Source organism: Cupriavidus basilensis, from assembly GCF_000876015.1.
In the GTDB taxonomy this organism is placed as follows: Bacteria; Pseudomonadota; Gammaproteobacteria; order Burkholderiales; family Burkholderiaceae; genus Cupriavidus; species Cupriavidus basilensis_B.
In genome coordinates this window covers 1-13,706 of record NZ_BBQM01000008.1, presented here as the reverse complement: position 1 = coordinate 13,706, position 13,706 = coordinate 1, and the positions used below count along the sequence as shown (strand labels likewise).

At 69.8% G+C, this 13,706-nt stretch carries 9 protein-coding genes and 1 pseudogene; 5 read left to right on the top strand and 5 right to left on the bottom strand.

Annotation, left to right across the window (positions count from 1 at the left end; all coding sequences use genetic code 11):
• Positions 1-20 precede the first annotated feature (20 nt).
• Both KF708C_RS05260 and KF708C_RS05255 read left to right on the top strand, forming a co-directional pair.
• A complete protein-coding gene (locus tag KF708C_RS05260; RefSeq protein WP_029044377.1) occupies positions 21-866 on the top strand; it encodes an OmpW/AlkL family protein in 846 nt (281 codons plus the stop codon).
• A gap of 83 nt (positions 867-949) precedes the next feature.
• Complete coding sequence (locus tag KF708C_RS05255) at positions 950-1,558, top strand: glutathione S-transferase family protein (RefSeq protein ID WP_059410967.1); 609 nt, start codon at positions 950-952, stop codon at positions 1,556-1,558.
• Here the strand turns inward: KF708C_RS05255 and KF708C_RS05250 are convergent.
• The 4 genes from KF708C_RS05250 to KF708C_RS05235 form a co-directional block, all read right to left on the bottom strand.
• On the bottom strand, positions 1,536-2,006 hold the full coding sequence (locus tag KF708C_RS05250; protein ID WP_059410966.1) for a GNAT family N-acetyltransferase: 471 nt from the start codon (positions 2,004-2,006) through the stop codon (positions 1,536-1,538). The genes KF708C_RS05255 and KF708C_RS05250 overlap by 23 nt on opposite strands.
• Before the next feature lie 703 nt (positions 2,007-2,709).
• Complete coding sequence (locus KF708C_RS05245; protein ID WP_059410965.1) at positions 2,710-4,194, bottom strand: efflux transporter outer membrane subunit; 1,485 nt, start codon at positions 4,192-4,194, stop codon at positions 2,710-2,712.
• Positions 4,195-4,196: 2 nt separating this feature from the next.
• Complete coding sequence (locus KF708C_RS05240; RefSeq protein ID WP_020206804.1) at positions 4,197-7,367, bottom strand: efflux RND transporter permease subunit; 3,171 nt, start codon at positions 7,365-7,367, stop codon at positions 4,197-4,199.
• 30 nt (positions 7,368-7,397) lie between these two features.
• Positions 7,398-8,699, bottom strand: coding sequence for an efflux RND transporter periplasmic adaptor subunit (locus KF708C_RS05235; RefSeq protein ID WP_029044413.1), 1,302 nt, complete (start codon positions 8,697-8,699; stop codon positions 7,398-7,400).
• A 460-nt stretch (positions 8,700-9,159) separates the two neighbouring features.
• Between KF708C_RS05235 and KF708C_RS05230 the strand changes: the two are divergent.
• Positions 9,160-9,852, top strand: a pseudogene (locus KF708C_RS05230) (TetR family transcriptional regulator); the annotation flags it as partial.
• Positions 9,853-10,045: 193 nt separating this feature from the next.
• Here KF708C_RS05230 and KF708C_RS05225 read toward each other — a convergent pair.
• Positions 10,046-11,152 (bottom strand): ABC transporter substrate-binding protein, encoded by a 1,107-nt coding sequence (locus tag KF708C_RS05225; RefSeq protein WP_059410973.1) that lies wholly within the window; start codon positions 11,150-11,152, stop codon positions 10,046-10,048.
• A gap of 281 nt (positions 11,153-11,433) precedes the next feature.
• On the opposite strand from KF708C_RS05225, the gene KF708C_RS05220 reads away from it, so the two are divergent.
• The gene (locus KF708C_RS05220; RefSeq protein ID WP_029044414.1) at positions 11,434-12,108 is read left to right on the top strand and encodes a response regulator; all 675 of its coding nucleotides are present in this window, start codon (positions 11,434-11,436) and stop codon (positions 12,106-12,108) included.
• Positions 12,108-13,631: a sensor histidine kinase gene (locus tag KF708C_RS05215; protein ID WP_059410963.1), complete on the top strand. Its 1,524-nt coding sequence runs from the start codon at positions 12,108-12,110 to the stop codon at positions 13,629-13,631. The genes KF708C_RS05220 and KF708C_RS05215 overlap by 1 nt, the downstream gene beginning before the upstream one ends.
• The last annotated feature ends 75 nt before the right edge of the window (positions 13,632-13,706 follow it).

The following is a 13,706-nucleotide window of genomic DNA, read 5'->3' as shown; positions in this document are numbered from 1 at the left end:
TCCGGGAACACAACATGACGATGAACGCCATTCGATTCGCCGCGCCGCTGCTGGCCGCGGCACTGGCCTGGCTCGGCGCCATGCCGGCCGCGCACGCGCAGAAGGCCGGCGACAACGTGGTCGCGCTGGGCTGGTTCCACATCAGCACCAGCGGGCACAGCAGCCCCTTCACCACCAGCGTGATCGACGCGCCGATCAACGGCCCGCTCGGGCTGCCGTCCTCGTTCAGCGCGCCGGGCAGCAGCATCAGCACCTCCAACGCCGACACGCTGGGCCTGACCGTGAGCCACTTCTTCACCGACCACATCGCGCTGACGACGGTGGCCGGCGTGCCGCCCAAGTTCAAGCTCCACGGCCACGGCGACCTGATCCCGCCGGGGCCGGCCGGCGCGCTGGGCCGCCAGCCACTGGGCGACCCCAGCCTCAACCCGATCATCACCGGCGCGCGCCAGTGGAGCCCGGCGGTGATGGCGCAATACCACTTCCTGGAGCCGACCGCGCGCGTGCGGCCGTTCGTCGGCATCGGCGTGTCGTACAACTTCTTCACCAACATCGACCTCAACCCGGCCTTCGCCGCGTCGGTCAACAACAACCTCGGCGCCACGCTGGCGGCCGGCGCCGGCAAGCCGGGCCCGACCTCGGTGGAGGCCAAGGCGTCGAGCTCGTGGGCGCCGGTGTTCAACCTGGGCGGCTCGTTCGCCATCACCGACCAGTGGGGGCTGACCGCGTCGGTGACGTACATCCCGCTCAAGACCACCTCGTCGATGATCGTCAAGGCCGCCGACGGCACCGTGCTGTCCACCTCCAAGGCGGACATCAGCCCGAGCCCGATCATCGTGTTCGTGGCGGCGACGTACAAGTTCTGAAGCCGGCGCGGCGGCGCGCCGCGGATCGATTATGCTGATGCCTCGCCGGCCCGTTCCCGGGCCGGCTTTTCCTTGGAGGCAATATGCAACTCATCGGCATGCTCGACTCGCCCTATGTCCGCCGCGTGGCCATCTCGCTGCGGCTGCTGGGGGTGCCGTTCGAACACAAACCGGTGTCGGTGTTCCGCACGTTCACGCAGTTCCAGGCCATCAACCCGGTGGTGAAGGCGCCCACGCTGGTGTGCGACGACGGCACGGTGCTGATGGAGTCGGGGCTGATCCTCGACTACCTGGCGGCGCTGGCCGGCCGCAGCCTGATGCCGGCGGACCTGCCCGCGCTCCAGCACGCGCTGCGCGTGGCCGGGCTGGCGCTGGCCGCCTGCGAGAAGACCGTGCAGATCGTCTACGAATGCAACCTGCGGCCCGACGAGAAACAGTACGAGCCGTGGCTCGCGCGCGTGCGCGGCCAGCTTGGCGCGGCCTACGCGGCGCTGGAAAAGGAAATCGCCGGCACCGCGCCGCCGGCCGACGAGCGCCGGCTCACGCAGGCCGACGTGACCACCGCCGTGGCGTGGCGCTTCACGCAGATGATGCTGCCGCAGGCGGCCGACGCCGCAGCCTACCCGGCGCTCGCGGCGTTCAGCGCCGCCGCCGAAGCGCTGCCCGCGTTCAGGGACACGCCGCCGGACTGAGGTCCTTGGCCATCTCCGTGGTGGCGTGCCAGCCGAGCGCGACGTAGAGCGGCCGGCCCATCTCGGTCGCGTGCAGGATCGCGTACTGCACGCCGCGCCGCGCGAACTCCTCCTCCGCCAGCTGCATGAGCCGGTGGCCCAGGCCCTGCTTGCGGTGGGACGTCTCCACGTAGACGTTGAGCACGTAGCCGCGCTTGTCCTGGGTGGGATGGGCGGGGTGCGGCGGCCAGTCGATGGCCATCAGGCCGATGCCCGCCACCGCGCGGCCGTGCTCGGCGAGCACGAAGCCGAAATAGCCGCCGTCGCGCAGGCGCGGTTCCAGCCACGGGCGGAAGCGTTCGGTCATGGCGCGCAGGACGGCGTCGTCGCGGCCGGCTTCGCGGAACATTTCTTCGCGGTGGTAGCAGACTAAGTCTAGGTCGTCGGGGGTCAGGGGGCGGACTTCCATTGGGGTGGGGGAGGGTTGGCGTCGGGGATTGTTATGCTAGCGCAGGTGGTCGGGTTCGGGGATTTGGGGGGTCCTGTGCTGGCTGTTGTGGGCCTTGGGGATCGGGCTTGATTGGTGGTTCGGGCTTTGGGTCCTTGTTCGGGCTTTCGTGGGCCTTGAGGCTCGGGCGGTTTTGGTGGTTCGGGCTTGGGATTTTTGTTCTGGCTTCTGTGGGCCTTGAGGCGCGAGCGGTTTTGGTGGTTCGGGCTTGGTGAAGATCGTTACTTTTCTTTGTCTCGACAAAGAAAAGTAACCAAAAGAAAACGACCCCTTGCAGGGGGGCTGGGCGCTCAGACTTTATTTCTGGTGGTGGTTTCGTGGTGCGGGCGTTGGCTTCGATGAGGCTGCTGACGCTACCGGGTTGCTTGCCTGCGGCATCGCGAATGGCGTTCGATTCGTGGTGGCGCTGCATGATGGCGGTGGCCCAAGCCCTTCAGGCTGCTGCCGCGACCGGGGCGGATGGGAGCGATGTCTCAATCGGCACTGGTTTCGTGGTGGGCTCGGTGGCTCCCTTTTTTTCTTTCTCTTTGCCCTCGTCCCATAAAAAAAGCGAAGCGCATGTGCGCTTCGCTTTTTTTGCCTGCCAGGCCGGCGTACCGATTGTCTGCGCCCCTCTCCCATTTCATGGGAGAGGGGAGCAAACCTCCAGCTATCTGTGGCCGCCTTACTGCGCGGTCACCGCCGGCTTGATGCTGTCGGCTGACGCCACGGGGCCGGCTTCGGCCAGGCCGCCGCCGAGCGAGCGGTACAGGTCGATGGCGTTGTTCAGGCGCAGTTGGCGCGCCTGAATCAGTGCCTGTTCGGCGGTGAACAGCTGGCGTTGCGCGTCGAGCTGGTCGAGCTGGTTGGCCACGCCGCTGCGAAAGCGCACCGTGGACAGTTCGAAGCGTGCCTGCTCGGCGTCGCGCACCTGTTCCTGGCCGCGCACCTGTTCCTCGAGCGTGCCGCGCGCCACCAGTGCGTCCGCCACTTCGCTGAAGGCCGTCTGGATGGTCTTCTCGTAGCTGGCGACCTGGATGTTCTTGCGCACGTTGGCCAGGTCCAGGTTGGACAGGTTGCGGCCGTAGTCGAAGATCGGCAGCGTCAGTTGCGGCGCGAACGACCACACGCCGGTGCCGGAATCGAACAGGCTCGAGAAGGTCGGGCTGATCGCGCCGGCGTTGGCGGTGAGCGTGATGCGCGGGAAGAAGGCCGCGCGCGCGGCGCCGATGTTGGCGTTGGCCGACAGCAACTGCTGCTCGGCCTGGCGGATGTCGGGGCGCTGCTCGAGCAGGTCCGACGGCAGCCCGGCCGGGATGTCGCTGATGATGCGCTCGTCCGACAGGCGCATCGCCTCGGGCAGGTCCGCGATGCCGCCGAGCGGCTTGCCCACCAGCACTTCGAGCGCGTTCTGCGCCTGCGCGCGCTGGCGCGCCAGCTGCGCGGCCGAGACGCGCGCCTGCGCCACCAGCGATTCGTTGTCGCGCAGGTCCAGCGCCGAGGTGGCGCCGGCGTCGAAGCGCTGGCGCGCCAGGTCCAGCGTGGACTCGCGCGTGCGCAGCGTGTTCTGCGCCAGCTCGTACTGCTCGGCGAAGGAACGCTCGGACAGGTAGGCCTTGGCCACTTCCGAGACCAGCGAGATCTGCGCCGCGCGGCGCGCCTCCTCGGTGGAGAAGTATTGCGCCAGCGCCGCGTTGGAGAGGCTGCGCACGCGGCCGAACAGGTCGAGCTCGAACGACGTGATGCCGGCGCCGGCCTGGTAGTACTCGGAGATCGAGGTGCCGGCCTGGCTGGAGCCGAACTGCGCGCCCGAGATGCGCTGGCGCGTGTAGCCGCCGGTGGCGTTCACCGTGGGCAGCAGGTCGGCGCGCTGCACCTGGTACTGCGCGCGCGCTTCCTCGATGCGCAGCACGGCGGTGCGCAGGTCGCGGTTGTTCTCGAGCGAGGCCGCGATCAGCGCCTGCAGGCGCGGGTCGCGGAAGAACTCGCGCCAGCCGATGTCGGCCGCGCGGCGGGTCTCGCCGGTCTTCACCTCGGCCGCGGCGTAGCCGTCGGGCGCGGCCGGGTACTGCGTGGCCACCGGCGGCGCGGGGCGCTCGTACGTCGGCGCCAGCGTGCAGCCCGAGAGGACGCCCGCCACCAGCAACAGCGTGGTCAGTGTCTTGGTCATGGTCAGAGTTCCTGTTTGGGTTCGAGCCACTTCTGATCCTGCTTCGGGTCCTGGTCCAGGTCCTGCTCGGGCGCGCGGCCCTTGAAGCGGCTGCGGATCACCACGAAGAACACCGGCACCATGAAGATCGCCAGCACCGTGGCCGTGATCATGCCACCGATCACGCCGGTGCCGATCGCGCGCTGGCCGCCCGAGCCCGCGCCGGTGGCGATCGCCAGCGGCAGCACGCCCAGGATGAAGGCCATCGACGTCATCAGGATCGGGCGGAAACGCAGGTGCACCGCTTCCAGCGTGGCCTCGATCACGCCGCGGCCCTGCGCCTGCAGGTCCTTGGCGAACTCCACGATCAGGATGGCGTTCTTGGCCGACAGGCCGATGGTGGCGATCAGGCCCACCTTGAAGTACACGTCGTTGGGCATGCCGCGCAGCGTCACGCCGAGCAGCGCGCCGAGCACGCCGAGCGGCACCACCAGCAGCACCGAGACCGGGATCGACCAGCTTTCGTACAGCGCGGCCAGGCACAGGAACACGATGATCAGCGACAGCGTGTACAGCATCGGCTCCTGCGAGCCGGCCAGGCGCTCTTCATAGGACTGGCCGGACCATTCGAAGCCGAGGCCCGGCGGCAGCTTGGCGAAGTTGTCCTCCATGATCTTCATCGCCTCGCCGGTGCTGTGGCCCGGCGCCGCCTGGCCGGCGATCTTCACCGCCGGCAGGCCGTTGTAGCGCTCCAGGCGCGGCGAGCCCATGATCCACTGCGAGGTGGAGAACGAGGCGAACGCGACCATGTCGCCGTTCTTGTTCTTCACGCGCAGCTTGCTCAGGTCGTCGGGCAGCTTGCGGTCGCTGCCCTCGGCCTGCGCGATCACCTTGCGCACGCGGCCTTCGTAGATGAAGTCGTTGACGTAGGACGAGCCGAACGCGATGGCCAGCGTGGCGTTGATGTCCGCCACCGAGACCCCCTGCGCGCGCGCCTTCTCGCGGTCGATGTCGATCTGCAGCTGCGGCGCGTCTTCCTGGCCTTCGGGGCGCACGCCGGCCAGCGCCGGATTCTGCGCGGCCATGCCGAGCATCATGTTGCGCGCTTCCATCAGCTTGGCGTGGCCCTGGCCGGTGCGGTCCTGCAGGCGGAAGTCGAAGCCCGAGGAATTGCCCAGCTCGGAGATCGCCGGCGGGTTGAGCGGGAAGATGATGGCGTCCTTGATGAACGACAGCGTGCCGAACGCGCGGCCCACCAGCGCCTGCGCGGTCTCGTCCGCGCCGGTGCGCTCCTTCCAGTCCTTGAGCTTGACGAACGCGATGCCGCCGTTCTGGCCGCGGCCGAAGAACGAGAAGCCCGCCACCGTGATCATCTGGTCCACCACCTTGCTTTCCTTCTGCAGGTAGTAGTCCTCGATCTGCTTGAGCACGCCCAGGGTGCGCTCCTGGGTGGCGCCGTTGGGCAACTGCACCACGGTGATCATGTAGCCCTGGTCTTCGTCGGGCAGGAACGAGGAGGGCAGGCGCATGTACAGCACCACCACGCCGGCCAGGATGACCGCGTAGATGACCAGGTAGCGCCCGGCGCGCCCGAGGATGCGCGCGACCACGCCCTGGTAGCCGGTGGCCGCGCGCGCGAAGCCGCGGTTGAACCAACCGAAGAAGCCGCGCTTCTCGTGGTGATGGCCGGCTTCCACCGGCTTGAGCAGCGTCGCGCACAGCGCCGGGGTGAGCGTCAGCGCCAGCAGCGCCGAGAACGCCATCGACGAGATCAGCGACAGCGAGAACTGGCGGTAGATGTTGCCCACCGAGCCGGAGAAGAACGCCATCGGGATGAACACCGCGGTCAGCACCAGCGTGATGCCGACGATGGCGCCGGTGATCTGGCCCATCGCCTTGCGCGTGGCCTGGCGCGGCGAGAGGCCTTCCTCGCTCATGATGCGCTCGACGTTCTCCACCACCACGATGGCATCGTCGACCAGGATGCCGATCGCCAGCACCATGCCGAACATGGTCAGCACGTTGATGGAGAAGCCGAACGCCAGCAGCATGCCGAAGGTGCCCATCAGCGCCACCGGCACCACCAGCGTGGGAATTAGCGTGGCGCGGAAGTTCTGCAGGAACAGGTACATCACCAGGAACACCAGCACCACGGCTTCGAGCAGGGTCTTGATCACTTCCTCGATCGAGATCTGGACGAAGGCGGAGGTGTCGTAAGGCACGCTGTACGCATAGTCGCCCGGGAAGAACTTGGACAGCTCCTCCATCTTGGCGCGCACCGCGGTGGCGGTGGCGAGCGCGTTGCCGGTCGGCGCGAGCTTGATGGCGATGGCCGCGGCCGGCTTGCCGTTGGTGCGCGCCAGCGTGGAGTAGTCGGCGCCGCCGAGCTCGACGCGGCCGACGTCCTTGATGCGCACCGAGGAGCCGTCCGGGTTCACGCGCAGCAGGATGTTGGCGAACTGCTCCGGCGTGGTGAGGCGGCTTTCGGTGGTGACGGTGGCGTTGAGCTCGGTGCCTTTGGGCGACGGCGCGCCGCCCAGCTCGCCCACGGCGACCTGCACGTTCTGCTCGGCGATGGCCGCGGTGACGTCCTGCGGCGTCAGGTTGAAGCCCGTCAGCTTGGACGGGTCCACCCAGATGCGCATGGCGTACTCGGTGCCGAACAGGTCGGCCTGGCCCACGCCGGGCACGCGGCGGATCGAGTCGATCACGCTGGCCGAGACGTAGTTGCCGAGCTCGATGGCATCGGCCCGGCCCGACTTGGACGAGACCGTCAGGAACATCATGTAGTTGTTCCCGGCCTTGTCCACGCGCACGCCCTGCTGGCGCACCTCGGCCGGCAGGCGCGCTTCCACGCGCTTGAGGCGGTTCTGCACCTCGACCGAGTCGAGGTCGACGTTGGAGCTCGGATCGAAGGCGATGGTGATCGTCGCCAGGCCGGTGGCTTCACTGGTGGACTGGTAATACAGCAGCCCCGGCGCGCCGTTGAGCTCCTGCTCGATCACCGACGTGACCGAGTCTTCGAGCGTCCTGGCGGATGCGCCCGGGTAGGTCGCCGTGACCGAGATCGTCGGCGGTGCGATGTTGGGATACTGGGCGATCGGCAACTGCAGGATCGACAGCACCCCTGCCAGCACGATGATCAGCGCGACAACCCACGCGAACACCGGCCGGTCGATGAAAAACTTGGCCATAGAACTGGCTCCCTTGGTATTGCGCTGTGATTAGCCTTGCTTGGCGCCGGCCTGCTTGTCTGCCTTGCCGGCCGCCTTGCCGTCCGCCTCCGCGGCGACCGCCGCCGGCGCCGAGGCGCCCGCGCTGGCCGGCTGCGCGGCCGGTTCGGAAGCGGCGGTGACAGGCGCGGCGGCGGGGGCGGCAACAGGCGCGGCAGCGGGCGCCGCGAACGGCACGGCCTTGGCGGGCGCGCCCACCTTGACCTTCTGCAGGCCCTCGACGATCACCTTCTCGCCGCCCTTGAGGCCCGCGGTGACGATCCAGTTCTCGCCGACCGCCTGGGGCGCCGTGACCGGCAGCGAGGCCACCTTGCCGTCGCCGCCCACCACCAGCACCGAGGCGCCCTGCGCCGTGCGCACCAGCGCGCGCTGCGGCACGGTCAGCGCGTTCTCGTCCACGCCCTGCTCGATCTTCACGCGCACGAAGGTGCCCGAGAGCAGCTCGCGGCGGGGATTGGCGAACTGCGCGCGCAGCGTGATGGCGCCCGTGGTCGGGTCGACCGTCATGTCGGAGAACAGCAGCTTGCCGGTCTGCTCGTACTCGCGGCCGTCCTCGATGAACAGGTGCACGCGCGCGCCGCCGTCCACGCCCTTGACCTGGCCGCTGCCGATGGCGCGCTGCAGCTTCATCACTTCGCTGGCGGGCTGGGTGAACGTGACCCAGATCGGGTCGACCTGCTCGACCGTGGCCAGCTTGGTGGCCTCGCCGCTGCCGACCAGCGCGCCTTCCGTCACCAGCGCGCGGCCCACGCGGCCGCCGATCGGCGCGGTCACGGCGGTGTAGCCGAGGTTGATCTGGGCGGTGGTGACGGCAGCCTTGGCCGAGGCGATGTCGGCGGCGGCCTGGCCGGCGGCGGCCACGGCTTCGTCGTACTCCTGCTTGCTGACCGCGTTCACGGCCACCAGCGGCTTATAGCGCTCGGCCTTCTGGCGCGCGGCCACGGCATTGGCCTCGGCGCGCGCCAGGCTCGCCCTGGCCGATTCGAGCTGGGCCTGGTACGGCGCCGGGTCGATCTTGAACAGCAGCTGGCCGGCCTTGACCTCGCCGCCTTCGCGGTAGTTGCGCGACAGCACGATGCCGGCCACGCGCGCGCGCACCTCGGCGGTGCGCACGCCTTCGAGGCGGCCCGGCAGCTCATTGATGACCGACACCGTGGTCGGCGTCACGGTGACGACGCCCACTTCGGGCGGCGGCATGGCGCCGCCCTGCGGCTGCTTGTCGCCACAGGCGGTGAGCGCCAGCGCCGACAAAACGGCAGCGGCAACGCAGGTAATACGTTGGGACTTCCTCATCGATAACCCCATGATGGCAATTTGAGATCGGCCGCATGCGCTTCCGGCAGCGTGCGCGGATACGGCGCGGCCCGCCGGCCGGCAAAGGCCGGCGGCGGGCATAAAGAGTGCTGCTGGTCACTTACGGGCGCGCTGGCGCTACGCGTGTGACAAATGGAAAAACCGGGCCACGGCACGCCGGCGGGACGCCGCGGAAAACCGCCCGCCACGGCAGGACGGGCGCGGAAATCGCGGCGCCGCGTCAGCCCGCCCGGGCTGGCTGAACGTCAGGCGAACGCGTATTATAGATACATTCGCGCATGTATGTAAGTGTCTGTTGCAATGCGGCGATAATTGCCCCATATATCAGCGGCCCGGCGAAGGCCGCGCGCGCTAGCGCATGCCCGTGCCCGGCGGCGCCGTCGACTGCACCCGGGAGAGATAACAGACCGGCCAGACCTGGCCGGCAGCCGAGAACATCATGGCCAGACGCACCAAGGAAGAGGCGCTAGAAACGCGCCACCGCATTCTCGACGCGGCGGAAGCCGTGTTCCACGCCCGCGGCGTGGCACGCCCGTCGCTTGCCGACATCGCCGAGGCCGCCGGCGTGACCCGCGGCGCCATCTACTGGCACTTCAAGAACAAAAGCGACGTGTTCGCCGCCATGTCGGACCGCGTGCACCTGCCGCTCGAGGCGCTGTGCGAGCCCGAGCGCATCGCCAGCAAGGAAGACCCGCTCGGCAGCATCCGCGACATCTGCGCGTTCGCGCTGCGCCAGACCGTGGAAAACCCGCAATGGCGGCGCGTGTTCGAGATCGTCTTCCACAAGTGCGAGATGGTCGAGGAGAACGGCGCCATCTTCCAGCGCCAGCGCCAGTCGCACCAGGAAGGCACGGTGAAGATGCGCGACCACCTGCGCCTGGCGGTGGACCGCGGCCAGCTGCCGGCTGACCTCGACCTCGACCTCGCCGTCAATGTCTTCCACGCCTCCATCGGCGGCATGCTGTCGCACTGGCTGTTCGCGCCGGAGGACTTCGACCTGGAGACCAACGCCGCGCGCGTGTCGGATGCCTTCATCGACACGCTGCGGCTGTCGCCGGCCCTGCGCAAGGGCTACGTGGCGCCGCCGGTGGCCGCGCTGAACGAGGAAATCGATTCGATGTGCCAGGAAGCCCAGGCCAAGGAAGCCAAGGAGGCGGAGCAGGCCGCGTCGAAAGCTGCGCCGAAGGCGGCACCGAAGCCGGCCCGGAAGGCCGCCTCGAAAACGGCAGCGAAGACAGCCCCGGAAACCACGCCGAAAGCCACCGCCAGGCCTGCGCGCGGCACGAAGGCCGGCTGAGGCAGCCCCCGCCCAGCCACCCGTTCCGTCAGCCGCGCGTGGCGTCGCGCCAGCGCGCGAAGAAGGCGCGCTTGCGCAGCGTGTCCTGCGCCGCCAGCAGGCCGGGGCCCACGCTGATCGGCTTGAGCGCGTAGCCCAGCCGCTCGGCCAGCGCCGCCGCGGTGTGCACGCTGTCGGTGTCGGTGCGGATGGTGTAGAGCTGCGAGGCGCTCTGCCCCAGCACGGTCTGGCCCGCGCGCGACAGCAGGAAGTCCAGCCACAGCCGCGCCGCGTTGGGATGCGCCGCGCGGCGCGCGATGAAGGCCACGCGCGACATCACCAGCGTGTAGTCGCGCGGGGCGATCACGTCGATCTCCGCGCCGCGCTCCATCAGCGACAGCGCATACGAGCCCAGCAGGTTGTAGCCCATCACGAACTCGCCCGAGGCGATGCGCTCGATCATGTTCGCGGTGGAGGCCGACAACTGCACGCCGCAGCGCCCGAGCGCCTGCGCCAGGTACCAGAACTCGTCGCCCATGCGCGCGTCCTGCTGCGCCAGCAGGTAGCCCACGCCCGATTTCTCCACGTCGTAGGTCACCACGCGCTGGCGCCAGCGCGGCGTGTTCTCCTGCAGCAGCCGCGCCAGCCCGGTGCGGCTGCGCGGCGTCTGCATGCCGGCGAAATGGCGCCGGTTGTAGACGATCACGGCCGGCTCGAAGGTGGTGCCCCAGGCCTCGTCGCGCCACGCCGCCCAGGCCGGCAGCCCGGCGCGCTCGGGCGAGGCGTAGCGCAGCGCGTGGCCGTCGTTGACGAGCTTGATCTGCAGGTCCATCGCCGTGCTCCACAGCACGTCGGCGGTCTCGGCGCCGGGCGGCTCACCGGCGGCCAGGCGCGCGCCTTCGGCCAGGAAGCCGTCGTTGAGCTCCACCGTGTTGAGCTCGCGGTAGCGCACCCTGATGCCCGGGTAGCGCGCCTCGAAGGCGCTCACCAGCGGCTGGGCGATGTCGGCGTCGGTGGAGGCGTGCACGTTGACCGCGCCTTCGCGCAGCGCGCGCGCGATGATCTCGGCATAGCTCTGTGGATAACCGGGCGGCACCGGCGGCGCGGACTGCGCGCGCAGCGGCGCGCTCAGGCCCGCGCTCCACGCCGCGCCCAGCGCCGCGGCGCCGGCCAGCACGCGGCGGCGGCGCCGGCTCGGCGGCGCGGCGGTGCCCGGCGCGGACGGGCCGGCCGGGGCGGAAGAGAGGGCGTGGGCAGGGGGCAACTTGCGCAAGGCTGGAACCATCGGGGCTGACATCGCTGCCTGGCAGGGCCCTGGCGCGCACGCCGCGCCCGGCCCGGGGCGGAGGTATTATAGGCGCCCGCGGCCAGTCCCCCGCGGCGGCCGCTGTGCCGCATTGTGAACAACGGACGCTTATCGAGCATGGGAGGACCGGCGTGCGCCTGTTGCTGGTGGAAGACGAGATCGAGCTGGCGCGCTGGGTGGCGCGCGCGCTGGAGCAGGGCGGCTTCGTGATCGAGCACGTGGCCGACGGCCTGCAGGCCGAGGCGCGGCTGATCGCCGAGGAATACGACGCGGTGGTGCTGGACCTGCGCCTGCCCGGCAAGGACGGCCTGTCCGTGCTCAAGTCCATGCGCGGGCGCGACGACCGCACCCCGGTGCTGATCCTGACCGCGCAGGACACGCTCGACGAGCGCGTGCGCGGCCTCAACCTCGGCGCCGACGACTACCTGCCCAAGCCGTTCGCCATCGCCGAGCTGGAGGCGCGCATCCTGGCGCTGATCCGGCGCAGCCGCGGGCGCGCCCATCCGCGCCTGCAGTGCGGCTCGCTGGTGTTCGACGGCGAGACCCGCAGCTTCACGCTCGGCGGCGCGCCGCTGGCGCTCACCCCGCGCGAGTCCACGCTGCTGGGCGCGCTGCTGGCCAGGAGCGGCCAGCCACTGACCAAGGCGCAACTGCTCGACAAGGTGTTCTCGCTCGACGCCGATGTCAGCCCCGACGCCATCGAAGTGCTGGTCTACCGCCTGCGCAAAAAACTCTCCGGCCACGGCGTGACCATCGTCACGCTGCGCGGCTTCGGCTACCTGCTGGAACCGGAAGGGCCGGCCTGATGCTGCACCGCCTGCCCCGGCACTGGCTGCGGCGCTGGCTGCAGGGCAGCCTGCGCCGCCAGTTGCTGGTCCTGCTGGTGCCGGCGCTGGCCGCGATGATGGCGCTCGACACCTGGCTGACCTACGGCACGCTGCGCGACGCCGCCAACGCCGCCTACGACCGCTCGCTGTACGGCTCGGTGCGCGCCATCGACAACGCCATCGGCATGGCCGGCGAGAGCGTGCAGATCGCGCTGCCCGACGCGGCGATGGAAATGTTCGAGACCGCCACCCAGACCCACGTGTTCTACCGCGTCTCGCTCGAGCGCAACGGCCAGGTCGAGACCGTCACCGGCTACGACGACCTGCCGCTGCCGGCCGGCGCGCTGGCCAGCAACCAGCCGCGCTTCTACGACGCCGACTACCGCGGCGACCCGGTGCGCATCGCCGCGCTGGCGCACCCGGTCTACCGGCCCAACGCCAACATGCGCGTGATCGTGCAGGTGGCCGAGAGCGCAGAGCCGCGCCTGGACCTGATCGCCACCGTGTGGCGCGGCGCGCTGGCGCGCGACGTGCTGCTGATCCTGGTCAGCGCGGGCGTGCTGGTGGCCGGCATCACCTATGTGCTGCGCCCGCTCGCGCGCGTGCGCGACGACGTGCAGGCGCGCCGGGCCGAAGACCTCACGCCGCTGGCCTTCGACCACGTGCCGCTCGAAGTGCGCCCGCTGGTGGACGCGGTCAACCTGCACGTGTCGCGCTCCAGCGCGATGGCGCAGGCGCAGGCGCAGTTCATCGCCGACGCCGCGCACCAGTTGCGCACGCCCCTGGCCATCCTCAAGACCCAGGCCGAGTTCGCCCAGCGCCAGTTGGGCGCCGGCGCCGATCCGGCCCACGCGCCGCAGGCCGCGCGCGAGGCCGTGGGCGGCATCGTCACCCAGCTGGAGCAGGCCGCGCGCCTCACCAGCCAGCTGCTGGCGCTGGCGCGCGTGCGCCAGCATCCGGGCAGCGACAGCCCCGGCGACGCCGAGCCGCCGCCGCTGACCGACGCCGTGGCGGTGGCCGAGCAGGTCGCGCTGGACTACCTGCCGCTGGCGCGCGGCAAGCAGCAGGACTTCGGCTGGGAACGCCCCGCCGGGCTGGCGCTGCCGGTGCGCGCCGACGCCGCGCTGCTGCGCGAGGCGTTCGCCAACCTGGTCCACAACGCCATCCAGTATTCACCGCGCGGCAGCCGGATCACGCTGTCTGCGGCGCGCGCCGGCGACGTGGCCCGCCTTGTCGTCGAGGACGACGGGCCCGGCATTCCCGCCGAAGAACGCGAGAAGGTGTTTGCGCGCTTCTACCGGCGCGTGGGCAACACCGAACCCGGCTCCGGCCTCGGGCTGGCCATCTCGCGCGAGATGGCGGCGCGCTTCGGCGGCACGGTGGAACTGGGCGAGGGCGTGCAGGGACGGGGGGTCCGGGCGGTGTTGGGGTTGCCGGTGGGGGAGGGGGGAAGGATTGGAGTCGAAGTCTTTGAAAGACTAGAATCAAAGTCAAAGGCTTAACTTCAAAGTCAAAGACTTAACGTCAAAGTCAAAGTCAAAGTCAAAGTCAACATCAAAGTCAAAGTCAACATCAAA

What these genes read in the sequence shown, in the direction of transcription:
- KF708C_RS05245 (WP_059410965.1), bottom strand. Translation starts at nt 4,194, where the DNA reads ATGACCAAGACACTGACCACGCTGTTGCTGGTGGCGGGCGTCCTCTCG.
- KF708C_RS05235 (WP_029044413.1), bottom strand. Translation starts at nt 8,699, where the DNA reads ATGAGGAAGTCCCAACGTATTACCTGCGTTGCCGCTGCCGTTTTGTCG.
- KF708C_RS05250 (WP_059410966.1), bottom strand. Translation starts at nt 2,006, where the DNA reads ATGGAAGTCCGCCCCCTGACCCCCGACGACCTAGACTTAGTCTGCTAC.
- KF708C_RS05255 (WP_059410967.1), top strand. Translation starts at nt 950, where the DNA reads ATGCAACTCATCGGCATGCTCGACTCGCCCTATGTCCGCCGCGTGGCC.
- KF708C_RS05240 (WP_020206804.1), bottom strand. Translation starts at nt 7,367, where the DNA reads ATGGCCAAGTTTTTCATCGACCGGCCGGTGTTCGCGTGGGTTGTCGCG.
- KF708C_RS05260 (WP_029044377.1), top strand. Translation starts at nt 21, where the DNA reads ATGAACGCCATTCGATTCGCCGCGCCGCTGCTGGCCGCGGCACTGGCC.
- KF708C_RS05215 (WP_059410963.1), top strand. Translation starts at nt 12,108, where the DNA reads ATGCTGCACCGCCTGCCCCGGCACTGGCTGCGGCGCTGGCTGCAGGGC.